The 23,033-nt window shown below is 41.3% G+C and carries 24 protein-coding genes and 1 pseudogene; 16 read left to right on the forward strand and 9 right to left on the reverse strand.

Translation table 11 applies throughout. The features are described from left to right. Positions 1-4 precede the first annotated feature (4 nt). Both glgP and malQ read right to left on the reverse strand, forming a co-directional pair. The gene (gene glgP / locus BKK52_RS01900; protein WP_143530042.1) at positions 5-2,272 is read right to left on the reverse strand and encodes a glycogen/starch/alpha-glucan family phosphorylase; all 2,268 of its coding nucleotides are present in this window, start codon (positions 2,270-2,272) and stop codon (positions 5-7) included. Continuing rightward, on the reverse strand, positions 2,265-3,779 hold the full coding sequence (gene malQ / locus BKK52_RS01905) for a 4-alpha-glucanotransferase (RefSeq protein ID WP_242650035.1): 1,515 nt from the start codon (positions 3,777-3,779) through the stop codon (positions 2,265-2,267). Before malQ ends, glgP begins: the two co-directional genes overlap by 8 nt. Before the next feature lie 195 nt (positions 3,780-3,974). Between malQ and BKK52_RS01910 the strand changes: the two genes are divergently transcribed. Beyond that, a complete protein-coding gene (locus BKK52_RS01910; RefSeq protein WP_077420165.1) occupies positions 3,975-4,694 on the forward strand; it encodes a UTRA domain-containing protein in 720 nt (239 codons plus the stop codon). 109 nt (positions 4,695-4,803) lie between these two features. Next, entirely contained in the window at positions 4,804-5,121 is a 318-nt protein-coding gene (metJ, locus tag BKK52_RS01915) for a met regulon transcriptional regulator MetJ (protein WP_077420164.1), read from the forward strand. On the opposite strand, the gene cueR is transcribed toward metJ, so the two are convergent. After that, complete coding sequence (gene cueR / locus BKK52_RS01920; protein ID WP_077420163.1) at positions 5,118-5,513, reverse strand: Cu(I)-responsive transcriptional regulator; 396 nt, start codon at positions 5,511-5,513, stop codon at positions 5,118-5,120. The two genes, metJ and cueR, sit on opposite strands and share 4 nt — an antisense overlap. Positions 5,514-5,598: 85 nt before the next feature. Between cueR and BKK52_RS01925 the strand changes: the two genes are divergently transcribed. Together BKK52_RS01925 and BKK52_RS01930 are read left to right on the forward strand one after the other, a co-directional pair. Further along, the gene (locus tag BKK52_RS01925; protein WP_077420162.1) at positions 5,599-5,805 is read left to right on the forward strand and encodes a heavy-metal-associated domain-containing protein; all 207 of its coding nucleotides are present in this window, start codon (positions 5,599-5,601) and stop codon (positions 5,803-5,805) included. Further along, entirely contained in the window at positions 5,780-7,966 is a 2,187-nt protein-coding gene (locus tag BKK52_RS01930; protein WP_077420161.1) for a heavy metal translocating P-type ATPase, read from the forward strand. Before BKK52_RS01925 ends, BKK52_RS01930 begins: the two co-directional genes overlap by 26 nt. Before the next feature lie 35 nt (positions 7,967-8,001). On the opposite strand, the gene BKK52_RS01935 is transcribed toward BKK52_RS01930, so the two are convergent. Continuing rightward, positions 8,002-8,433 carry an organic hydroperoxide resistance protein gene (locus tag BKK52_RS01935; RefSeq protein ID WP_077420160.1) on the reverse strand — a complete coding sequence of 144 codons (432 nt, stop codon included), beginning with the start codon at positions 8,431-8,433 and terminating at the stop codon, positions 8,002-8,004. 105 nt (positions 8,434-8,538) lie between these two features. On the opposite strand from BKK52_RS01935, the pseudogene BKK52_RS01940 reads away from it, so the two are divergent. After that, positions 8,539-9,422: pseudogene (locus BKK52_RS01940) on the forward strand (AraC family transcriptional regulator). 87 nt (positions 9,423-9,509) lie between these two features. On the opposite strand, the gene BKK52_RS01945 reads toward BKK52_RS01940, so the two are convergent. After that, complete coding sequence (locus BKK52_RS01945) at positions 9,510-10,082, reverse strand: LysR substrate-binding domain-containing protein (RefSeq protein WP_242650034.1); 573 nt, start codon at positions 10,080-10,082, stop codon at positions 9,510-9,512. A 6-nt stretch (positions 10,083-10,088) separates the two neighbouring features. On the opposite strand from BKK52_RS01945, the gene BKK52_RS13625 reads away from it, so the two are divergent. Continuing rightward, positions 10,089-10,262 (forward strand): Rossmann-fold NAD(P)-binding domain-containing protein, encoded by a 174-nt coding sequence (locus BKK52_RS13625; RefSeq protein ID WP_165688460.1) that lies wholly within the window; start codon positions 10,089-10,091, stop codon positions 10,260-10,262. Positions 10,263-10,281: 19 nt separating this feature from the next. After that, complete coding sequence (locus BKK52_RS01950) at positions 10,282-10,731, forward strand: nuclear transport factor 2 family protein (RefSeq protein ID WP_077420157.1); 450 nt, start codon at positions 10,282-10,284, stop codon at positions 10,729-10,731. Positions 10,732-10,828: 97 nt separating this feature from the next. Here BKK52_RS01950 and murQ read toward each other — a convergent pair whose 3' ends face one another. The 4 genes from murQ to BKK52_RS01970 are packed head-to-tail and all read right to left on the reverse strand — an operon-like array spanning position 10,829 to position 14,635. Next, complete coding sequence (murQ, locus tag BKK52_RS01955) at positions 10,829-11,743, reverse strand: N-acetylmuramic acid 6-phosphate etherase (RefSeq protein ID WP_077477713.1); 915 nt, start codon at positions 11,741-11,743, stop codon at positions 10,829-10,831. A gap of 53 nt (positions 11,744-11,796) precedes the next feature. Beyond that, positions 11,797-12,921, reverse strand: coding sequence for an anhydro-N-acetylmuramic acid kinase (locus BKK52_RS01960; RefSeq protein WP_077420155.1), 1,125 nt, complete (start codon positions 12,919-12,921; stop codon positions 11,797-11,799). Position 12,922: 1 nt separating this feature from the next. Then, positions 12,923-13,762 carry a CAF17-like 4Fe-4S cluster assembly/insertion protein YgfZ gene (gene ygfZ, locus BKK52_RS01965; protein WP_077477715.1) on the reverse strand — a complete coding sequence of 280 codons (840 nt, stop codon included), beginning with the start codon at positions 13,760-13,762 and terminating at the stop codon, positions 12,923-12,925. 9 nt (positions 13,763-13,771) lie between these two features. Further along, positions 13,772-14,635, reverse strand: coding sequence for a YicC/YloC family endoribonuclease (locus BKK52_RS01970; RefSeq protein ID WP_077420153.1), 864 nt, complete (start codon positions 14,633-14,635; stop codon positions 13,772-13,774). Between the two features lie 152 nt (positions 14,636-14,787). Between BKK52_RS01970 and BKK52_RS01975 the strand changes: the two genes are divergently transcribed. The 9 genes from BKK52_RS01975 to BKK52_RS02015 all read left to right on the forward strand — a co-directional run bounded on the left by BKK52_RS01975 (position 14,788) and on the right by BKK52_RS02015 (position 23,000). After that, a complete protein-coding gene (locus BKK52_RS01975) occupies positions 14,788-15,990 on the forward strand; it encodes an aromatic amino acid transport family protein (RefSeq protein WP_077420152.1) in 1,203 nt (400 codons plus the stop codon). Positions 15,991-16,219: 229 nt separating this feature from the next. After that, positions 16,220-16,468 carry a 30S ribosomal protein S16 gene (rpsP, locus tag BKK52_RS01980; RefSeq protein ID WP_077415156.1) on the forward strand — a complete coding sequence of 83 codons (249 nt, stop codon included), beginning with the start codon at positions 16,220-16,222 and terminating at the stop codon, positions 16,466-16,468. Positions 16,469-16,499: 31 nt separating this feature from the next. Continuing rightward, positions 16,500-17,027 carry a ribosome maturation factor RimM gene (rimM, locus tag BKK52_RS01985; RefSeq protein ID WP_077420151.1) on the forward strand — a complete coding sequence of 176 codons (528 nt, stop codon included), beginning with the start codon at positions 16,500-16,502 and terminating at the stop codon, positions 17,025-17,027. Between the two features lie 55 nt (positions 17,028-17,082). Further along, positions 17,083-17,832, forward strand: a complete 750-nt coding sequence (trmD, locus tag BKK52_RS01990) for a tRNA (guanosine(37)-N1)-methyltransferase TrmD (protein WP_077420150.1) — start codon at positions 17,083-17,085, stop codon at positions 17,830-17,832. A gap of 35 nt (positions 17,833-17,867) precedes the next feature. Next, the gene (gene rplS / locus BKK52_RS01995) at positions 17,868-18,218 is read left to right on the forward strand and encodes a 50S ribosomal protein L19 (RefSeq protein ID WP_077420149.1); all 351 of its coding nucleotides are present in this window, start codon (positions 17,868-17,870) and stop codon (positions 18,216-18,218) included. 195 nt (positions 18,219-18,413) lie between these two features. Further along, positions 18,414-19,265, forward strand: a complete 852-nt coding sequence (focA, locus tag BKK52_RS02000) for a formate transporter FocA (protein ID WP_077420148.1) — start codon at positions 18,414-18,416, stop codon at positions 19,263-19,265. 45 nt (positions 19,266-19,310) lie between these two features. Beyond that, a complete protein-coding gene (gene pflB / locus BKK52_RS02005; RefSeq protein ID WP_077473888.1) occupies positions 19,311-21,623 on the forward strand; it encodes a formate C-acetyltransferase in 2,313 nt (770 codons plus the stop codon). Positions 21,624-21,755: 132 nt separating this feature from the next. Then, positions 21,756-22,496: a pyruvate formate lyase 1-activating protein gene (gene pflA, locus BKK52_RS02010; protein ID WP_077420146.1), complete on the forward strand. Its 741-nt coding sequence runs from the start codon at positions 21,756-21,758 to the stop codon at positions 22,494-22,496. Positions 22,497-22,532: 36 nt separating this feature from the next. After that, positions 22,533-23,000: a surface-adhesin E family protein gene (locus BKK52_RS02015; RefSeq protein WP_077473887.1), complete on the forward strand. Its 468-nt coding sequence runs from the start codon at positions 22,533-22,535 to the stop codon at positions 22,998-23,000. The last annotated feature ends 33 nt before the right edge of the window (positions 23,001-23,033 follow it).

A 23,033-nucleotide genomic window follows, 5' to 3' on the forward strand; every position in this document is an offset into this window, starting at 1 on the left:
CCCCTTAACCCTCACAATGCCAAATATCAGCGTTATATTGAGCAATGGTGCGATCTGACGAGAAGAAGCCTGCTTTCGCAATATTGCAAATCACTTTTTTATTCCAGCTATCTTGGTCTTCGTAATCTGCCAAAATTTGCTCTTTCGCTTCCACATAAGCATTAAAGTCGATTAAGGTCATAAACCAGTCTTTGTTCAATAACTCATTGTAAAGACGCTCTAAACGTGTTTTGTTACCCAATTTCACTAAAGCAGAATCAAGGATAAAATCGACCGCTCTTTTGATGTTTTCGTCATTTTTATAGTAATCTTTCGACACATAACCTGAGGTTTCGTAAAGTTTGATAATGCTTTCAGAATCTTTACCAAAGGTATAAATATTTTCCGCTCCGGCAAGCTCTGCGATTTCAACATTTGCCCCGTCCATTGTACCTAAGGTTAATGCACCATTGAGCATAAATTTCATATTACCTGTGCCTGATGCTTCTTTTGAGGCAAGGGAAATTTGTTCAGAAATGTCTGTTGCAGGAATCAATTTTTCCGCTACGCTCACATTATAGTTTTCCACCAAATGCACATTTAAATATTTACTCACTTCAGGATCGTTATTGATTAACTCTGACAAGCAAAGAATTAAGTGAATAATATCTTGAGCGATAATATAAGCCGGTGCTGCTTTACCACCGAAAATCACGGTAATTTTGCGTTTTGGTAATTTACCTGCTTTAATTTCAAGATATTTATGAATTACATAAAGTGCATTCATTTGCTGGCGTTTATATTCGTGGAAACGCTTAATTTGTGTATCAATAATTGAATTTTCGTCTAATTCAATACCTTTATTTTCTTTAAGATAAGTTTTTAACGCTAACTTATTCTGGAATTTAATTTCTGTTAATTTTTGATGCACGTCTTTATCATCTTCAAATGCAAGTAATTTTTCTAATTGCGTTGCATCTTGTAAATATTCCTCACCAATTAGCTCTTTAATGTAAGCGGCTAAATTTTGGTTAGAAAACTCCAACCAACGGCGGAAAGTAATACCATTTGTTTTATTATTAAATTTCTCCGGATAAATTGTATAGAACGCTTTCAATTCTGAATTTTTCAAAATTTCAGTATGTAATGCGGCAACGCCATTTACCGAGTTGGAGAAATGAATATCCATATGTGCCATATGCACACGGTTATTTTCATCAATAATTTGCACCGCAGGATCTTGATATTCTGCACGTACTAATTTATCTAATTTTTTAATGATAGTAACTAAGTGTGGTACCACTTCATCCAAATAAGCAAGCGGCCATTTTTCTAACGCTTCTGCAAGAATAGTGTGGTTGGTATAACCCACCATATTGCGCACAATGTCCACTGCTTCATTAAAATCAATACTGTGTTTTTCAGTGAGTAAACGAATTAACTCCGGAATCACCATCGAAGGGTGGGTATCGTTAATTTGTACATAAGCGTAATCGGCTAAATCGTGTAAATTGCTGCCACGCTCAATGGCTTCATCAATCAATAATTGTGCTGCATTGGAAACCATAAAATATTGTTGATAAATACGTAATAATTCTCCGTTTTTATCAGAATCATCAGGATAAAGGAAGAGTGTTAAATTTTCTTCAATTTTAGTTTTATCAAAGTCAATACCCTCTTTAATTAAATGATAATTTACCGCTTGAATATCAAATAAATTCAAATAATTTTTAGTTTCCTTTTTATAACCTAAAATATCAATACGATCTAATTTAGATTTTAAAGTGAAATTTTTAAACGGCACATCATAGCTAATATCTGTTGGGATTAACCAAGCATCTTTTTCAATCCAGAAATTTGGATCAGTATGTTGCTCATTGCGTTTAAATACTTGTTTAAATAAACCACAATGATAATTTAGTCCTACGCCTTCTGCATTTAAACCAAGCGTTGCCATAGAATCAATAAAACAAGAGGCAAGACGACCTAAACCACCGTTACCTAAAGACGGCTCCGGCTCAATATCTTCAATATGACTTAATGATTTACCTGCATTCGCTAATTCATTTTTAATTTCTTCATAAACACCAAGATTGATTAAATTATTGGATAATAATTTACCAATTAGGAATTCAGCAGAAATATAATAGACCTTACGTTTACCAGTATTTTTGGCTTTATTTGCTGAAATCTCTTTTACGTAATTTAATAACTGAACGTAAATTTCTCTGTCAGTTAATTGATCTAATGTTTTGTTGGCTTTACTTGCTACAAATTGGTTAAATTTAATCATTGTTGCTTTCCTTATTTGCCCGTTGATATAACGAAGTCATTTGAGTTAAAAAATCTTTTTTATCTTGGGTTAAATCGCTCTCAAGCATACGCCATTCCCAGTTGCCGCCAATAGTGGAAGGCACGTTCATTCTTGAACTTCTTGGTAAATCCAACACATCTTGCATTGTCGCAATCGCTGTGTTACTCACTGTTGCGAAAAGCTGGCGAATCATGGCTTGGCAAAGTGTTTCACTCTCTCCTCGATGAGTATAAGCGTTGATATATTGTTGTTGTTCCGATTTCAAATCTGCATACCAACCATTCAACACATCGTTATCATGGGTGCCTGTATAAGTGATTGAATGCGGAATACTGTGATGTGGGCTATCGAGACTTTCGCCGCTGACATCTTCAAAGCCGAATTGCAAGATTTTCATACCGGGATAACCGCAATCGGCTAATAATTTTCTTGCTTTATCGTCAATGTTGCCTAAATCTTCCGCAATAATCGGTAAATCACCCAATTGCTGTTTCACCGCCTCAAACAACGCATAACCGGGACCCGGTTGCCAACTACCGTCTTTCGCTACTTCTGCATCGCCATCTACTTGCCAGTAGTCAGAGAACCCTTTGAAATGGTCGATACGAAGCACATCATAAATTTTAAAGCTTTCTGCAATACGATAAATCCACCAAGCATAGCTCTGTTTTTTATGCTCAGCCCAATCATAAAGCGGATTTCCCCAAAGTTGTCCTGTTTCACTGAATTGATCTGCCGGCACACCCGCTACGAAAAGCGGCTTACGCTCTGCATCTAATTGGAAAAGTTCAGGTTTTGTCCACACTTCCACGCTATCCGCCGACACATAAATCGGCATATCACCGATAATCTTGATACCTTTTTGATTCGCATAGGCTTTCAACGCTTGCCATTGTTGGAAGAAGAAATATTGCGTCACTTTGAAATATTGAATGGTTTCCGCCAACATTGAGCGATATTTTTCAAGAGCTTCAGGCTCACGTGCGACCACTTTTTTATCTTCCCATTCTTGGATCGCTTTATTATCGAAATGCTCTTTAATCGCCATAAATTCAGCATAATCTTCAAGCCAAGTGCGGTTGTTTTTTTCAAAGTTTTCGTAATCGGCTTGGAATTTTGCATTTCCTACAAAATTTCTGACCGCTTGTTCCAACACCGGGCGGCGGGCATAAAAAATTCGCTCGTAATCAATTTGCGTTGGATCATCGCCGAAATTCACGTTTACATAATCTTCCGCTTTTAACAGCCCTTGTTTTGCCAATAAATCAAAGTCAATTAAGTGCGTATTACCCGCAATAGCAGAGAAAGACTGGTAAGGCGAGTCTCCATAACTTGTTGTGGTTAATGGCAGAATCTGCCAGTAAGTTTGTTTCGTCTCAACCAAAAAATCCACAAAATCATACGCAGATTGCCCGAAAGAGCCAATGCCATACGGGTTTGGCAAAGAAGTGATGTGCATTAAAATACCGCTTGAACGAGTAAGCATATTATGTCTCCTAGGAGTAAAGGTTGCCGCCAATTTTAACCGAAATCTATCTTCATGCAACATCTTTTACGTAAAAGTTTTATCATTAACGGAAAAATATGATTTCAATCAAAATTTATACGTATAAGTTAGTTTTTTTATGTTATTCTATAAGAAAAGAGAATGGAATCTAAGATAAGCAGACAGAAGCAGGATATGAGTAAATATAGAAAAGTTTATCACGATATAAAAACAAGAATCACCAATGGTATCTTAATTGCAAGGCAAGAATTACCGAGTGAAAGTGAATTGATGCAACATTATGGTTTTTCAAAAGATACTATCCGAAAAGCCCTTTCACTACTGGAAATAGACGGCTATATCCAAAAACAGCAAGGTAGAAATTCTATTGTTTTGGAACGTCATTTGCCCAAACCGCAAATGCTTTCTGAAATTAAAACAGTTGGCGAATTAAACCGCACTTCATCTCATCAAATCAAAACAACTTTAACCAGTTTGTATATTGTACAGGGTGAAGAAGAATTAATGCGCGTTTTTAATGTCAATGAGCAGATTGATTTTTACCGTATAGGCCGCACTCGTACGATTGATGGCGAAAATGTGGAATATGAAATTTCATACTTCGACCGCCGTATTGTGCCCTTTATTAACCGAGAAATCGCTGAACATTCAATTTACCACTATTTAGAAAGCGAATTAGGCTTAAAAATCAGCCATTCCCAACGGGAAATTACTTTCCGCTATGCTAATGAAGAGGAAGAAAACGTGATGGATCTTGGCGAGTATAATATGGTGGTGAGCGTAACCAGCACCACTTATTTATCCGATGGGCGCCTGTTTCAATTCGGCAGCATCAGCTATCGCCCGGATAAAATCACCTTTGCCTCTACAGCGGTTCGTGAGGCAAAAAGCTGATTTTTATTAAGGCGGGGAAAGTGCGGTCGTTTAGCCGTCTAGATTGTCATTTATTTGTTTTTTATTTAGAATAATCGCGTTTATTTGGTTTTGAATTAAAAGGTGCGTTATGGCAGATTGGGACGGCAAATATATCAGCCCTTATGCGGAACATGGAAAAAAAAGTGAGCAGGTAAAGAAAATTACCGTGTCCATTCCGATTAAAGTATTAGAAATTTTAACGAATGAACGCACCCGCCGCCAGTTAAAAAATTTGCGTCACGCCACAAATAGTGAATTACTTTGTGAAGCGTTTCTCCACGCCTTTACCGGTCAGCCCCTTCCGACCGATACCGATTTAATGAAAGATCGTCATGATGAAATCCCGGAAGATGCAAAAGAGATTATGCGTCGTTTAGGAATTATTCCCGAAACTTGGGACTATTAATTTTTCTCGTTATTTAATCCCGCCAAAATGGCACATTCAGGGCAATCATTGCCTTGACAGGTATCGTGCCACCGTTGTAATTCTTCCACCATTCTCTCTAATTGTTTAATCTGTTGCTTTAATGTATTGATGTGCTGCGAGGTTAAGGTTTTCACTTCTCGGCTGCTGCGATTCGGATTATCTTGCAGCGCAATCAACTGTTTGATTTGTTGTAAAGAAAAACCAACATCACGTGAATGACGAATAAAATGTAATCGTTCAATATCTTTTTCCTCATAGTGGCGATAGCCGGAAAAACTCCGTTGTGCCGGTTTGAGCAACCCCAATTTCTCATAATCTCTAATTTGCTTTGTGCTGAGCCCGCTCAATTTTGCCGCTTGACTGATGTTCATAAAAAAGCCCTTGACCTTCACCTTAAGTTAAGGTTTATAGTATGCCACGATTCATTAACCATTCAATAATAAACAGGAGAAAATAATGAAAGATGTTCGTTTAACCGTAACAGGGATGCATTGTGGCGGCTGTGTAAAAAGTGTTACTCGAGTATTGGAAGAGTTAGAGGGCGTTGTGCAAGTGAATGTTGTACTTGACGGCTATGCCGATATTCAATTTGATGATGCTCAAATTTCCGTTACACGGTTAATTGAAGCCATTGAGGATGCGGGTTTTGATGCAACAGAGTAAAACCATCACCCTTCAAATTGAGGGAATGACTTGCCAATCCTGTGCCAATCGAATTGAAAAAGTGCTGAATAAAAAAGCCTTTGTCAAAGAAGCCGGTGTCAATTTTGCCGTGGAGGAAGCCAAAGTCGCATTCGACCCTACACAGGCAAGTGAAACCGATATTATTGATATTATTCAAAAAACGGGATTTAAAGGCATTTTGAAAACCGACACGCCACGCATTCAAAAAGAGGAAAAAAAATCCCATTGGCGGCTTTGGTTATTGTTGCTGATTAATATCCCGTTTTTAATCGGTATGGTGGGAATGCTTATCGGTAATCACAATTTAATGCTACCGCCAATGTGGCAATTTGTCTTGGCGAGTATTGTGCAATTTGTCTTGGCAATCCCGTTTTATCGTGCGGCAATCGGCAGTATTCGAGGCGGTTTGGCGAATATGGATGTGTTAGTGAGTTGCGGTACACTCACCATTTATTTCTATTCTGCTTATATGCTGTTTTACTATACCGCACAAGGACACGATGCATTACACCACATTTACTTTGAAGCGGCTGTGATGGTGATAGGCTTTGTGAGCTTGGGCAAATTTTTGGAAGAACGAACCAAAAAACACAGCCTCAACAGTTTGGAATTATTGCTACAACTCACGCCAAAACAAGTGGAAATTTTCCGTAACGGAACTTGGCAAAATACACCGCTTAACCTAGTAAAGATCGGCGATTTGCTCCGTGCGAATCAAGGTGAACGTATTGCCGCCGATGGGGAAGTTGAAAGTGGAGAGAGTTGGTGCGATGAAAGCCATTTAACCGGTGAATCATTGCCGGAAATGAAACAGGCGGGAAGTACAGTGCTTGCCGGTGCGATGGTCACAGAAGGCAGTCTAACCTACCGTGCCAATCAGTTGGGTCACCAAACCTTGCTTGGCGATATGATGAAAGCGCTTTCCGAGGCTCAGGGAACAAAAGCCCCTATTGCGCGCTTTGCCGATAAAGTGGCGGGAATTTTTGTCCCGGTCGTGCTTGCTATCGCCGCACTTACCTTTTTACTGACTTGGTGGGTAACGGCAGAGGTGAAAACCGCTATTATTCATTCGGTGGCAGTATTGGTAATCGCCTGTCCTTGTGCCTTGGGGCTTGCCACGCCGGCGGCGATTATGGCGGGAATGGGCAAGGCGGTGAACCACGGTATTTGGTTTAAGGATGCTGCAGCGATGGAGCAAGCGGCACATATTGATACGGTGGTATTAGACAAAACCGGTACGCTGACAACAGGTGAGTTAAACATCGCCGCGCTGTGGTTACCCGAAAGTGCGGCCATTTCCGAAGAGGAACTCTACCGCCTCGCCGCTACCGTAGAACAATATGCTACCCACCCTCTCGCCAAAGCCATTGTGCGTGAAGCCATGGAAAAAAATCTCGCCATTCCGACCGCACTTTCGGTGAAAACGGAGATTGGCGCAGGAATTTCCGCTGAGATCGAAGGAATGGGCGAGGTAAAAGTAGGATCCCCTGAATTCTGTGGATTCAATTTACCCGCCCAACAGGATGATATATGGCAGATTGCCAGTGTCGTTGCGGTTTCCCTAAACAGTCACATTGTCGGTGCTTTTGCCCTCACGGATACATTACGTGAAGAAAGTAAATTGGCAATTGAACGCTTAAAACAGCACCATATTGAAGTGATGATAATGAGTGGCGACCGCCAATCCGTGGTGAATTATGTGGCACATCAGCTAGGTATAAAAACCGCATTCGGCAAACTTAGCCCACGAGATAAAGCCGCCAAAATTCAAGCCTTGCAACAGGCTGGGAAAACCGTGGCGATGGTGGGCGATGGCATTAATGATGCCGCCGCTTTGGCGATGGCCAATGTGAGTTTTGCCATGAAATCCGGTTCTGATGTGGCAATGCAAACGGCTTCCGCAACATTAATGCGACAATCGGTCAATCAACTGGCGGATGGGATTTTTATCGCACAAGCGACCCTGAAAAACATTAAGCAAAATCTCTTTTTTGCTTCGATTTATAACGTTTTGGGCATTCCCCTTGCGGCATTGGGCTATCTGAATCCCGTCATCGCCGGTGCAGCGATGGCACTCAGCTCCGTTTCCGTTTTGACGAATGCTTTAAGGTTGAAACATTTGAAACTTGAAAATAACTAATCTCATGGTGGGTGTTAAACCCACCATAAAAACTTTTATAAATCAAATGTTTGAATTAAACTGACATGCAAGCGAACATCAACATTGCCACGCGTAGCATTGGAATAAGGGCAAACTTCATGAGCTCGCGTGATAAGTGTGCGGGCTTCCTCTTCGTTTAAACCGGCAACGGTGATGGTGATGTCGATATCCAACCCAAATGCACCATCTGCTTTCTGACCAATGCCTACCGCAACATTAGTCGAAGATTTCGTTGGTTTTAAGCCTAGTGTTGGCGCAACATGATTCATTGCACTATCAAAGCAGGCTGCGTAGCCCATCGCAAAAAGCTGCTCCGGATTCGTTCCCTGTTTACCACTTTCATTTTGAAAGCCCACTAAATCGAAACCGATTGAATGATCATCGACTTGGGTATGCCCATCACGTCCGCCTGTTGCCGTTGCTGAAGTTTTGTAAAAAATTTTCATTGTTTTTCTCCGTATGAAGCGATTTAAGATGCAATCATTTTATTGTGTCCGCTTTTAAAGTGATATAACATTCCTACAAAACTCTTGCCTATTTCTACAAAAATTATGTTTTCATCTTCATTTATTCAGCGGGTTTTGAACGTTATTCCTCATAATACAAACTATATTTCTCCTATTGAAGGTTTGATTATCCGTCATTCCGATCGACCTTTTTCTTATGTGGGGATTATTCAAGAACCCAGTATTTGTATCGTATTAAGCGGTGAAAGATTCATCCAACTTGGCGATCAATGCTACCAATTTAATAGTCAGCACTATATGTTTTGTCCTGTCAATGTACCAATGTGTGGCGAAATAAAAAAAGCCACGGTCAATGAACCGTTTTTAGTGATGTCGATGAAAATTAATATTACAACTGTTCAAAAAATTCTTTTGAAACAAACCGCACTTTCTATCCCGAAATATGACCATAAAGACAGCTTTGGAAACCGGATACTCGATGAAGATTTAAAACAGGCTTTTGAACGACTTTTACTCTTGCATGAAAATCCAAAAGATATTAATTTTCTTGCACCTTTGATTCAACAAGAAATTTACTACCGTTTGCTAACAGGTGAACAAGGTCAAAAACTCAAACAAATGGCAAGTATTGATTCAAATATGCATAAAATCGCCCAAGCAACGACGTATTTACGCCAACATTATCAAGAATCTGTTACGATTGATTCTCTTGCAACATTATGCGGTATGTCTGTTTCGGGCTTTCATAGCCATTTCAAAAAATCACCACGATGTCGCCACTTCAATATCAAAAATCTTTACGTTTAATGGAAGCAAAGCGATTGATCGTACAGGAAAATCGCCTAGCAAGTGAAGCCGCTTTTGAGGTGGGATATGAAAGTGCCAGCCAATTTAGCCGAGAATATAAGAGAATGTTTGGGTGTTGTCCAAAAAACGATGTGAGGGATGGCAAAAGCATGCGTAAATAATTTATCGTTTACGCACCGATTTTCCCATGCGTGAAACGATATTTTACGCTACGAAAAAAGTTCGGTCGGTTTTGACCGCATTTTTTTTTACATTCGTAATGCCTCAACCAATGCCCTAAATAGCGGCGAATCTTGGCGGCGATTGGGGTAATAAAGATAATATCCCTCGTAGCTCATATTCCAATCCTGCAAAATCGGAACAAGTTTTCCGCTATCAATTTCCTGTCGAATCACATCCTGCGGTGTCCATAAAATCCCCAAACCATTGACAGCATAATTTTTATGTAGAAAGCCTTGATTAGTTTTCAGCCGTCCTTGCGGTTGAATTTTGACAATATGTTTTTTCGCTTTTGGATTGCAAAATTCCCACACCATATTGCCACCGCTGGTCGGTAAGCGGTGAATCAAACATTCGTGTTCCATTAAATCATAAGGCGTTTTCGGCATACCATATTTGGCGAGATAATCGGGGCTGGCGGCAGTGCACATTTGTAGTTCCTCCGAAATTCTCACAGCAACCATATCTTTGGCGACATGATGTCCCAGTCGAATTCCAGCATCAAAACGCTCGGCAACAATATCAATAAAGCGATCCTCCACCACTAATTCTAAGTGGATTTCCGGATAATCATGCGTGAATTTAGCAAGTTTTTCATTCAATACATAATGGAAAACGTGCGCATTACCAACGGCTCGGAAATTGAGTACTCCCTTACCTACAAAGGGGAAGCCTTTGAAGGACATAGCGTTTCACGCAAAAGTATTGCGGATTTTATCGGCAAATTGGTTGCCGATGAGCAATTAGGCAGCCGTCAAAGTATCGGCATTGCAAAAATTTAACTTTTTATAGGAGAAAAAAATGACAATGAACCAACTTATCGAACGCCAAGCGCTAAAAGATTTGGTGGATACCTTTTCTAATTTGGCGGATGAAAAACGGGTGGCAGAACAAATGCCATTATTTACTGAAGATGCGCAAGTCACCACTTATATTGGCGGGCAATTATTTGCGGATATGAAAGGGCGAGCGGAAATTGAGAAGGTATTTAGCGACTTTTTAGCCGGTTTTCATACTGTTTATCATCTGAACGGGCAACACACCGTAACCTTTACCGGCGATACCACGGCAGATGCCATCAACTACTGTGAGGTGAAATTAGTCAGCGAACAAGATGGCAAACAAATGTTGCATAACCATAGTGTGCGTTATCAAGACAGTTATCGGAAAGTGGAGGGAAAATGGCTGATAACCAAACGCATTGCCCATTTTATGATTAGTAATATTTATGAAATTGGCACACAAAATTGAATGGCGCAATGAACAGTTTTGGTCATAATTATCGCTGCAATTTAAAGGTGGCTCAAAGTGCGGTCAAATTCACCGCACTTTGAGCGTTTCCCTCGTCTTATTTTTTTAAGGCCTTGCGCAAAAATCCCTTCTCTTTTTCCAATAATTTCTTTGCCTCATCTTTTGGCAAGCCGCTAAGGATCATCATAATCGCCAGTTTAGCGTTTTGTTCCGCACTAATGAGGGTTTGTTCCGCCGTGGTTTCATTGCAATCGGTAGCTTGCATCACAATGCGAACGGCACGTGCCTTGAGTTTTTCGTTGCTTGCTTGCACATCCACCATTAAATTCTCATAACATTTCCCCATTAAAATCATTGAGGCAGTAGAAAGCATATTCAGCACCAATTTTTGTGCTGTACCGGATTTAAGGCGACTTGAGCCGGTCAGCACTTCCGCCCCCACCACCGTATCAATAGCAATATCCGCCACTTGCGCCATCACTGAATTGGGATTGCTGGCGATGGAAATAGTGCTTGCGCCTAATTCTTTGGCGTAATTTAATGCGCCCAGCACATAGGGCGTGCGACCGCTGGCGGCAATGCCTACCAACACGTCCTGTTCAGAAAAATTTATGGCACGTAAATCTTCCACGGCGGCGGTTTGGCTGTCTTCCGCCCCTTCAACGGGATGACGGATCGCACGCTCGCCACCGGCGATAATACCTTTCACCATTTCTCCGCTCACCCCAAAAGTAGGAGGGCATTCCGAAGCATCCAATACACCTAGCCGTCCGCTGGTGCCTGCCCCGATATAAATAAGCCGCCTGCCTCGCTGAAAGGCACGCACAATGGCTTTCACCCCTTGAGCAATTTGGGGTAGCACTCGTTCAATAGCAAGGGGAACCTGCTTGTCTTCCTCATTCATCAAGGACACGATTTCCAATGGGGAAAGTTGATCGATGTTCATTGAATGGGGGTTTCGTTGTTCCGTTATTAAGGTTGAAAGAGTATTAATTAGTGGTTTGTTCATCATCGCGCTATTTTGACAAGCCGGTAGAAATTTCTCCCGGAGATTTTAATATAAAGTTAAGGCATCGGAAAAACCGCCCCTAAACCGACCGCACTTTTTGCACCGGTCACTTCAGGTAAATTCCCCGGTTGGTTGTGCATTCTGCGGTAGGCGAGCCACGCAAAGGCTGCTGCCTCGACATAATCCGAATCCATGGCAAACTCATTGGTGGTATGAATTGACCATTGCGGCAATCGGTCGGCAAGGCGTTGCATCATCAAGGTATTTTTCGCCCCACCACCACAAACAAGCAGCCGTTTAGGCAGTGGGGTGCGAATCAGTTTTAAACTTTCTGCAACACTACACACCGTTAATTCCACCAAGGTAGCTTGCACATCTTGCGGCAAAAGTGCGGTGGAATTTTGACATAATTTTTGAATTTTTTGTTCCAACCAAGCCAAATTAAATAATTCTCTTCCCGTGCTTTTTGGGGGCGGTTGCCGGAAAAAGGGTTCGTCTAACAAAGCATTAAGTAAAGCTTCATTAACCTCTCCGCCGGCTGCCCAATCGCCGTTTTTATCATAGGCGACGTTTTTGTGTTTTTCGATCCATTGATCAAGCAAGGTATTGCCCGGTCCGGTGTCAAAACCCACCACTGGCTGATTGGGGATTAAGAGGGAAATATTGCTGATACCGCCGATATTTAATACGACGGTGGCACACCGGGGATCGAAAAATAGAGCTTGGTGAAAGGCCGGGACGAGGGGAGCCCCTTGTCCGCCAAATGCCATATCTTTGCGTCGAAAATCGCCAATGGTGGTGATGCCGGTGAGGGCAGCAAGCAAATTCATATCGCCAATTTGCAGAGTAAAAGGGAATGCTCCTTTTGGCGAATGCCATACGGTCTGTCCATGACAGCCAATGGCTTGAATGTTTTGCGGAGAAAGTTGATGTTTCTGTAAGAAAACATTGACACAATCGGCATAAAGCCGCCCTAACTGATGATCCAATTCACCGAGTTGTTGAAGCGTGGTTTCGCCCGATTGAACAAGAGCGGTGATGTTTTTCCGTAAATGTTGGGGCATCGGAGTAAAATCCGTCGCCAGCAATTTAGGCTGAGCAAAGGAAAAATCCACTAATGCGATGTCAATGCCGTCCAAACTCGTTCCGGACATCATCCCGATATAATATTGCGTTTTCATTTTAACTTAACACATAAGGCAGAGGTTGAATCACAAGGGGAGAACCGTCTTCCGGCAAACGGAAAAGTTGGTGGGTATCCACATCGTTGTTCATGACCACTTGCAACCACAAAATGCCCTCAATATTGACCGCACTTGTAATCGTACCGGTTTTTCGCCAGTTATTTTCAATTTGCATTTCAATGGCTTCACCGATAGTAGGTTGTGATGGTGTTTCGCCTTTTAGAATAAACATAGCGCGCTTATTTGCCCCACGGTATTTTGCCCGTGCCACTGTTTCCTGCCCGATATAACAGCCTTTCGTGAAAGAAACCGCCTGTTCAATGGCTTGCAAGTTCAACGCTTGCGGAATAAATTCATTTTGTGTTTTGTCGGTTAAATTTGGCAAGCCGGCTTGAATATCTGCCGCCTCCCAGTCTTTTTCATCAGCATTAAAAGTGAGGGATAATGGCGTTTCATTGAGCAAAATCGTCCGTTGTTCATCAATGTCCAATGAAAAGTGCGGTTGAATTTTTCCGCATTTTTCCCCTATCACACCAACAATTTGCCAATCACGCAAATCAAAACTCACTTTAGAAAATACGGCGTATTTTTTTAAGGCATCTTGCGCACTTGGCAGTAAATCTTTTTTCACCAATAAAAAAAACTGTGTTTGACTCACTTTGAATAAGCGAAAAATAGCATTCATTTTCCCTTTAGGATCACAATGTGCCGTGAGTGTGGTAGCGCCACTCGGTAATGCGATCACATCGGTGGTGAGTTGTCCTTGTAAATAGGTTTCGGCATCCGCTCCGTGTGCTTCAATCAGCTGATAATGATTGAGTGGAATAAATTGAGCCATCCTGTTCTCCTATTCTAAATTCTGAATTTGTTCACGCATTTGTTCAATTAACACTTTCAATTCCACCGCTGAAGCTGTGATGTCCGCATTGATGGATTTTGACGCCAGTGTATTGGATTCTCGGTTGAGTTCTTGCATCATAAAATCCAATTTACGTCCGACCGCCCCGCCTTTTTTCAAGATATTCGTTGTTTCTTTCACGTGCATTTGTAAGCGATCGAGTTCTTCTGCTACATCCACACGTTGCGCAAGTAAAATCATTTCTTGCTCAATGCGTTGCGGATCAAGGCTAATCTGCGCTTCTTCAAAGCGTTGTAGCAAACGTTCACGTTGCCATTGTAAAACTGCCGGCATTTGTGACCGCACTTTGTCTGCTTCCACAGAAATGGCAGTTAGGCGTTGCTGAATGACATCTTGTAATTTTTCCCCCTCCCGGGCACGCATTGCAATAAAATCAGCGAGCAATTCATCAAAGGCCGCCAATAAATCTTGACTAATAGCGTCCAAATCCTGCTCTTGGGTTTCCACCACGCCCGGATAACGCAAAACATCCGTTAAATTAATTTCGCCTTCACCCGCTTGAGTTTTAATCCATTGCAAAGATTGAATCACTTGGTTTGCCAATTCTCTATTGAGATTTAGCTCCCCATTAACTTGTTTTTTCGCCTCAATGCGTAAAGCACATTCCACTTTACCACGGGTAAGATTTTGTCGGAGTTTTTCGCGCAAGGTGTTTTCCAAGCCACGGAATTGTTCCGACAGACGAAAGAAGGTTTCCAAATAGCGTTGATTGACGGAACGGATTTCCCACACCGCATTGCCCCAGTCTTTTTTCACTTCAAGGCGGGCAAAGGCTGTCATACTATAAATCATAAGAGCTCCTGTTTTTTATGTCTTAGTTGATTTGTCGGCTATTGTAACGAGAAAGTGCGGTGAATTCTAAGGATATTTTTGAAGGTGTTTACAGTGTGTAAATTTTGAAATACAATCTTTGTAAATTTTACGTTACAAATGAGGAAAGAACGATGAACAAAACCATTGGTAGCACGTTGCTGGTTTCCGGCACAATGATCGGGGCGGGTATGCTGGCCATGCCGCTTACTTCCGCCGGAATCGGATTTGGCTTTACGTTGGTTTTATTATTAGGGCTTTGGGCGTTGTTGACGTTTACTGCTTTATTATTTGTGGAACTCTACCAAACCGCAGAAAGCGATGCGGGGATAGGTACGCTTGCCGAACAATATTTTGGTCGATTCGGACGGGCTGTTGCCACAGCCGTACTCATTGTTTTCCTCTACGCCTTAATCGCAGCCTATGTGAGCGGAGGCGGTTCTTTACTAAGCGGTTTATTACCGGAAGGGATAGGCAATCAAATCAGCATTGTATTGTTCACCTTGATTTTTGGCTCATTTATTGTGATCGGCACTCACAGCGTGGATAAAATCAACCGGGTTTTATTTTTCGTTATGCTGGCGGCCTTTGCGGTGGTATTAGGCTTGATGTTACCGGAAATCAAAATGGACAATTTATTGGCTATTCCTATTGATAATGCGTTAATCATTTCCGCCAGCCCGGTTTTTTTTACCGCTTTTGGTTTTCACGGCTCTATTCCGAGCTTGAATAAATATTTGAACGGTAACGTTAAAGCTCTGCGAATTTCCATTTTAGTGGGGTCGGCAATTACGCTTGGTGCTTATATTTTATGGCAACTTTCTACACACGGTTTGCTCACCCAAAATGAGTTTTTACAGATTCTAAAAGACGATGCCACGTTAAACGGTTTAGTAAAAGCAACCCTTGCCATTACAGGAAGCACGGTGATTGCAAGTGCAGTGAAATTGTTCTCCACTTTAGCGTTAGTCACCTCATTTTTAGGCGTGGGATTAGGCCTATTGGAATGTATCGAAGATCTGTTAAAACGTTCATTTAACCTTTCAGCAGGGCGTATTTCCCTTGGTTTATTAACATTTATTCCACCGTTAGCATTCGCTCTTTTTTATCCGGAAGGGTTTATTTTAGCGTTAGGCTATGCCGGTCAAATGTTTGCTTTTTATGCGGTGGTATTGCCGGTCAGCCTTGTTTGGAAAGCTCGTCGTCTTCACCCAACCCTTCCATACCGAGTATGGGGTGGTAATTTCACCCTGCTTATCGTATTGATCCTCGGCGTGGTGATTACTTCTATCCCATTTGCTATCCGTGCCGGTTATCTCCCATTTGTGGTGGGCTAAAAATATCTTGAAAACTAACCGCACTTTGAAATAGGTAAAGCAAAGTGCGGTCATTTTTTATAGTGAATTTATACTTTTCTTAGGGGATTTTAGCTTGCCTTTTTGTTCGAAAAGTGTAAAATTCCCAGGCTTTTTGTCTATATATACAGAGAAAAAAGTAAGCTATATTTTTAAGTGACTTTCGAGCTTAGAAATATTCTTTTAATCATCAAATAATTAGAGGAAGGTTATGGTAACCATTCGTTTATCTCGTGGCGGAGCTAAAAAACGCCCTTTTTATCAAATCGTTGTTGCAGACAGCCGTTCACCTCGTGATGGTCGTTTCATTGAGCGTGTAGGTTTTTTCAATCCAATTGCACAAGGTAATGCTGAACGTCTTCGTATTAACTTAGACCGTGTAAACCACTGGGTAGGTCAAGGTGCATCATTATCTGATCGCGTTGCGTGTTTGGTAAAGGAAGCTCAAAAAGCCGCTTAATTCGCTTTTGAGTAGAGAATAGGTGAAAAATATGGAACAGCAACGCATTGAAGTTGTGGGCAAATTGGGCTCAACCTACGGTATCCGTGGGTGGTTGCGTATTTATTCATCAACCGAATATGCCGAAAGCATTTTTGACTATCAACCTTGGTTTTTGAAAATCAAAGGGGAATGGCAGCCAGTTGAGCTTGAAAATTGGCGTCATCACAATCACGAATTGATAGTGAAGTTAAAAGGCACTGACGATCGTGAAGCCGCTCAGGTTTTAGCGAATGTTGAAATTGGGGTGGATCTTTCTGTATTCCCGAAATTGGAAGAAGGCGATTATTACTGGCACGATTTAATCGGTTGCACAGTCATCAACCTTCAAGGCTATACCATGGGAACGGTTACGGAAATGATGGAAACCGGTTCAAATGATGTACTGGTCGTCAAAGCTAATAGCAAAGATGCTTTTGGAAAACAAGAGCGGTTAATTCCGTTTTTGTATGAACAAGTAGTTAAAAGAGTCGATCTCACCACAAAAACCATTGAAGTGGATTGGGACGCTGGTTTCTAATCTCAGGTATGCTCGAACGTAATGTCGTCTGCTTTAAACAACATAAGGCTGAATTATGCAGATCGGAATAATTACCTTATTCCCCGAAATGTTTAAAGCCATTACGGAATTTGGGGTAACTGGTAGAGCCGTAAAACACAATCTCTTACAAGTGCAATGCTGGAATCCTCGTGATTTTACGCAGGATAAGCATAAAACCGTCGATGATCGCCCTTATGGTGGGGGACCGGGAATGCTAATGATGGTGCAGCCTTTACGGGATGCTATTCACGCAGCAAAAGCGGTTGTGGGAGAAAATACAAAGGTGATTTACCTTTCACCACAAGGACGTAAACTCGATCAATCCGGTGTCGTAGAGCTGGCACAGAATCAAAAATTGGTTTTGGTGTGCGGGCGGTATGAAGGGATTGATGAACGGTTGATTCAAACTGAAATTGATGAGGAATGGTCAATCGGTGATTACGTTTTAACCGGCGGTGAATTGCCGGCAATGACATTGATTGATGCCGTTGCAAGGTTTATTCCCGGTGTATTAGGCAAACAAGCTTCTGCAGAAGAAGATTCTTTTGTCGGAGGTTTACTTGATTGCCCGCATTACACCAGACCGGAAGTGTTAGAAGGCTTAACCGTTCCACCCGTGCTGATGTCGGGGAACCACGAAGAAATTCGCAAGTGGCGGTTAAAACAGTCGCTTGAAAGAACGTGGCGCCGTCGCCCGGAGCTCTTAGAAGGCCTAGCTCTGACTGACGAACAACGTAAGCTGTTAAAAGAAGTGAAAACGGAAAGTAACGGTAAATTCAGTTAATTCTAGGATCATTAGATCAATTAAGGATCAAAAAAATGTCTAACATTATTAAACAACTTGAACAAGAACAACTAAAACAAAACGTACCTAGCTTCCGCCCGGGTGATACTTTAGAAGTTAAAGTATGGGTTGTGGAAGGAAGTAAACGTCGTCTGCAAGCATTCGAAGGCGTGGTTATTGCAATTCGTAACCGTGGCTTGCACTCTGCATTTACTTTACGTAAAGTATCAAACGGTGTGGGTGTTGAGCGTGTATTCCAAACTCACTCACCAGTGGTAGATTCCATCACCGTTAAACGTAAAGGTGCGGTACGTAAAGCGAAACTTTACTACTTACGTGAACGTTCAGGTAAATCTGCACGTATTAAAGAGCGTTTAGGCGACTAATTTCGCAGAGAGAAGAGTACAAGGCTTGGATTTTCCAAGCCTTTTTTATTCTCAAAATGAGAAAAACTTAACAAAACTTGCAAAATATCAAATTTTGTTGAAATAACACTTAGCCATATCTTGCAAAGCATACCTAAGAGAGTAAAATATCCACGATTATAATATTAAAAATAAATTATCATATTTGGTTGTACTATGTCAGAGGTTAAAAATTCTTCCACAGTAGCATTAACGCCGGTTGAAGCAACAGATTTTGCAGAAAATGCGGCTGTTTATAAAGCGAAAAAACGTCCATTTCTTTCTTTTATGTCAGGAATTAACGCTGGAGCATGTATTGCCTTAGCGTTTGTTTTTTATACAACCACACAGACAGCCTCCGCAGGTGCCCCTTGGGGGATGACTAAATTAGTGGGAGGGCTAGTATTTTCCATTGGGGTGATAATGGTAGTGTTGTTAGGATCTGAGCTTTTCACTTCATCAACACTCACTTTTATTGCACGAGTTAGTGGAAAAATTACGACATGGCAAATGATTCGTAACTGGATTGCCGTGTATTTTGGTAATTTTGTCGGTGGATTGATTATTGTTGCTCTGATTTGGTTTGGAGGCCAAACGATGGCAGCAAACGGACAATGGGGCTTGACAATTCTTAATACGGCACAACATAAGATTCACCATACTTGGTTTGAAGCATTTAATTTGGGCATTTTGTGTAACATCATGGTGTGTTTGGCTGTTTGGTTGTCTTATTCGGGTAAAACGGTTGTTGATAAAGCATTTATTATGATTATGCCGATTGGTTTATTTGTTGCATCAGGTTTTGAACACTGCGTGGCGAATATGTTTATGATTCCGATGGGAATTATCACGGCGCATTACAGTTCCCCTGAATTTTGGCAGCAGCTAGGCATCGAGGCAGCAAAATATGCTGATTTAGATGTTTATCATTTTATTGTAAAAAATTTAATCCCGGTAACGTTGGGGAATATTGTGGGTGGGGCAATTTGTATTGGTTTATTCCAACGTTACTTAACAAAATCCCACTAGGAAATTGAAATAAATTATTTTTATTAATTAACAAAGGAAATGACTATGTCAGAACTTAATGAAGCGCAAAAAGTTGCTTGGGCCGGTTTCACCGGTGGTGATTGGCAAGAAAATGTCAATGTACGCGACTTTATTCAAAAAAACTACACACCGTATGAAGGTGATGATTCTTTCTTAGCAGGTCCGACCGAAGCCACCACAAAACTGTGGGAATCGGTGATGGAAGGAATTAAAATTGAAAACCGTACACACGCGCCATTAGATTTTGATGAACATACACCATCAACCATTACTTCTCACGCACCGGGCTATATCAATAAAGATTTAGAAAAAATTGTTGGTCTTCAAACCGATGCCCCGTTAAAACGGGCCATTATGCCATTCGGTGGTATCAAAATGGTGGAAGGTTCATGTAAAGTTTATGGTCGTGAACTTGATCCTGAAGTGAAAAAAATCTTCACCGAATATCGTAAAACCCATAATCAAGGGGTATTTGATGTCTATACGCCGGATATTTTACGTTGCCGTAAATCCGGTGTATTAACCGGTTTACCGGATGCTTATGGTCGTGGTCGTATCATTGGGGATTATCGTCGCGTAGCACTTTATGGTGTTGATTTCCTCATGAAAGATAAATATGCACAATTCTCTTCTTTACAAGAAAATCTTGAGAATGGCGTAGATCTTGAAGCCACTATTCGTTTACGTGAAGAGATTGCAGAACAACATCGTGCCCTTGCTCAAATGAAACAAATGGCAGCAAGTTACGGTTACGATATTTCTAACCCTGCGACTAACGCACAAGAAGCCATTCAATGGATGTATTTCGCCTATTTAGCGGCAATCAAATCGCAAAATGGTGCGGCAATGTCATTCGGTCGTACGGCGACTTTCATTGATATTTATATCGAGCGTGACTTAAAAGCAGGCAAAATCACCGAGGTGGAAGCACAAGAATTAGTTGACCACTTAGTGATGAAATTACGTATGGTTCGTTTCTTGCGTACCCCTGAATACGATCAATTATTCTCCGGTGACCCAATGTGGGCAACCGAAACCATCGCCGGTATGGGGTTAGACGGTCGTACATTAGTTACCAAAAATACATTCCGTATTTTACATACCCTCTACAATATGGGCACTTCTCCGGAACCAAACCTCACTATTCTTTGGTCCGAACAGTTACCGGAAAACTTCAAACGTTTCTGTGCGAAAGTGTCTATTGATACCTCTTCCGTTCAATATGAAAACGACGATTTAATGCGTCCTGATTTCAACAACGATGACTACGCTATCGCCTGTTGTGTATCGCCAATGGTAGTGGGTAAACAAATGCAATTCTTTGGTGCCCGTGCAAACTTAGCGAAAACTTTGTTATACGCAATCAATGGCGGTATTGATGAAAAATTAGGTATGCAAGTCGGTCCGAAAACTGCCCCAATCACTGATGAAGTATTAGATTTTGATACGGTGATGACCCGTATGGATAGCTTTATGGATTGGTTGGCAAAACAATATGTGACAGCCCTAAACATTATCCACTATATGCACGATAAATATTCCTATGAAGCGGCATTAATGGCATTACATGATCGTGATGTGTTCCGTACTATGGCGTGCGGTATTGCCGGTCTTTCTGTGGCGGCAGACTCACTTTCTGCGATCAAATACGCTAAAGTGAAACCAATTCGTGGCGATATTAAAGATAAAGACGGTAATGTGGTGGCCTCTAATGTAGCTATCGACTTTGAAATTGAAGGCGAATATCCACAATATGGTAACAATGATAACCGTGTTGATGACATTGCCTGTGATTTAGTTGAACGTTTTATGAAGAAAATTCAAAAACTCAAAACTTACCGCAACGCAGTACCTACTCAATCTGTTCTTACCATTACATCTAACGTAGTGTACGGTAAGAAAACAGGAAATACACCGGATGGTCGTCGTGCAGGTGCGCCGTTCGGACCGGGTGCAAACCCAATGCATGGTCGTGACCAAAAAGGTGCGGTCGCCTCATTAACCTCTGTGGCAAAACTTCCGTTTGCTTATGCAAAAGATGGTATTTCTTATACCTTCTCCATCGTACCGAATGCGCTAGGTAAAGATCCGGAAGCACAACGCCGTAACCTTGCCGGTTTAATGGATGGTTACTTCCACCATGAAGCAACCGTTGAAGGTGGTCAGCACTTAAATGTGAACGTATTGAACCGTGAAATGTTATTGGATGCAATGGAAAATCCGGATAAATATCCGCAATTAACTATTCGTGTATCAGGCTACGCGGTGCGTTTTAACTCTTTAACCAAAGAGCAACAACAAGACGTGATTACCCGTACTTTCACGGAATCAATGTAAAAAACATTGAAAAAAACGACCGCACTTTAGCGGACGTATAAAATGATGATGAGCCTGATTCAACTCAGGCTCATTTTTTATTATCGAATATTCTGATAAAATTTAGCTATATTATTTGATTGTGAGTGGTGTATGTCTGTTTTAGGAAAAATTCATTCCTTTGAATCCTGCGGTACAGTTGATGGTCCGGGGATTCGCTTTATTTTATTTATGCAAGGCTGTTTAATGCGTTGCAAATACTGCCATAACCGTGACACATGGGATCTAGACGGCGGCAGAGAAATTAGTGTTGAAGAATTAATGAAAGAAGTAGTGAGTTATCGCCATTTTATGAATGCCACAGGCGGTGGGGTGACTGCTTCGGGCGGTGAAGCAATTCTTCAGGCGGAATTTGTGCGGGATTGGTTCCGTGCTTGTAAAAAAGAAGGGATTAATACTTGCCTCGATACCAATGGTTTTGTTCGCCATTATGATCCTGTTATTGACGAATTATTGGATGTGACGGATCTGGTATTACTGGATTTGAAAGAACTCAACGATAAGGTTCACCAAAATTTGATCGGCGTACCTAATAAACGAACGCTGGAATTTGCCAAATATCTGCAAAAACGCAATCAAAGAACGTGGATTCGCTATGTTGTCGTGCCGGGTTATACGGATAGCGATCACGACATTCATTTACTAGGGCAATTTATTGAAGGGATGGAAAATATCGAAAAAGTCGAGTTATTACCTTATCACCGCCTTGGGGCGCATAAATGGAAAACTCTCGGTTTTGATTATGAGCTTGAGGATGTCGTACCACCAACCCGTGAATCGCTAGATCATATAAAATCTATTTTAGAAGGCTACGGACATACCGTTAAATTCTAGCTAATAGCCGGCTAACATTAGGCTAAGGAGTAAATAATGAAAAAACTGGCTTTAATTTTTCCTATGGCACTACTTGCTGCTTGTACCGTTCAAAGTCAAAAAACGGTTGAGCCTCAAGACGTTAAGCTTTCCCCACCAACGGAAGATCGCAAAGGCTATGCACGCTTGGTAAAAGACATCAATTATTATATTGATACGGATTCAATTTGGATTGATAACGAAGAGCCTCAAGAGGTTCATTTTGATGCAGTGATCAATTTAGCCCAAGGATTGTATGTTTATCCGAAAGAATCAAAACGCTACGCCCGTTCCGTTCGCCAATATAAAATTTTAAATTGTAAAAATTACCGTTTAACGCAAGTGCGCACGGATTTCTATGATGAATTTTGGGGTGAAGGACTGCGTGCCGCACCAAAAAAACAAGATAAATACAGTATTCGCCTAAAGCCAAATACCACGCTTTATAATGCAGCACAGATTATTTGTGTAAACTACAGTAAATAATCTATTTAGCAAGTAAAAGGTCGCGCATTGCGA

Origin of the sequence: Rodentibacter trehalosifermentans (assembly GCF_002000545.1) — a bacterium.
Lineage (GTDB): Bacteria > Pseudomonadota > Gammaproteobacteria > Enterobacterales > Pasteurellaceae > Rodentibacter > Rodentibacter trehalosifermentans.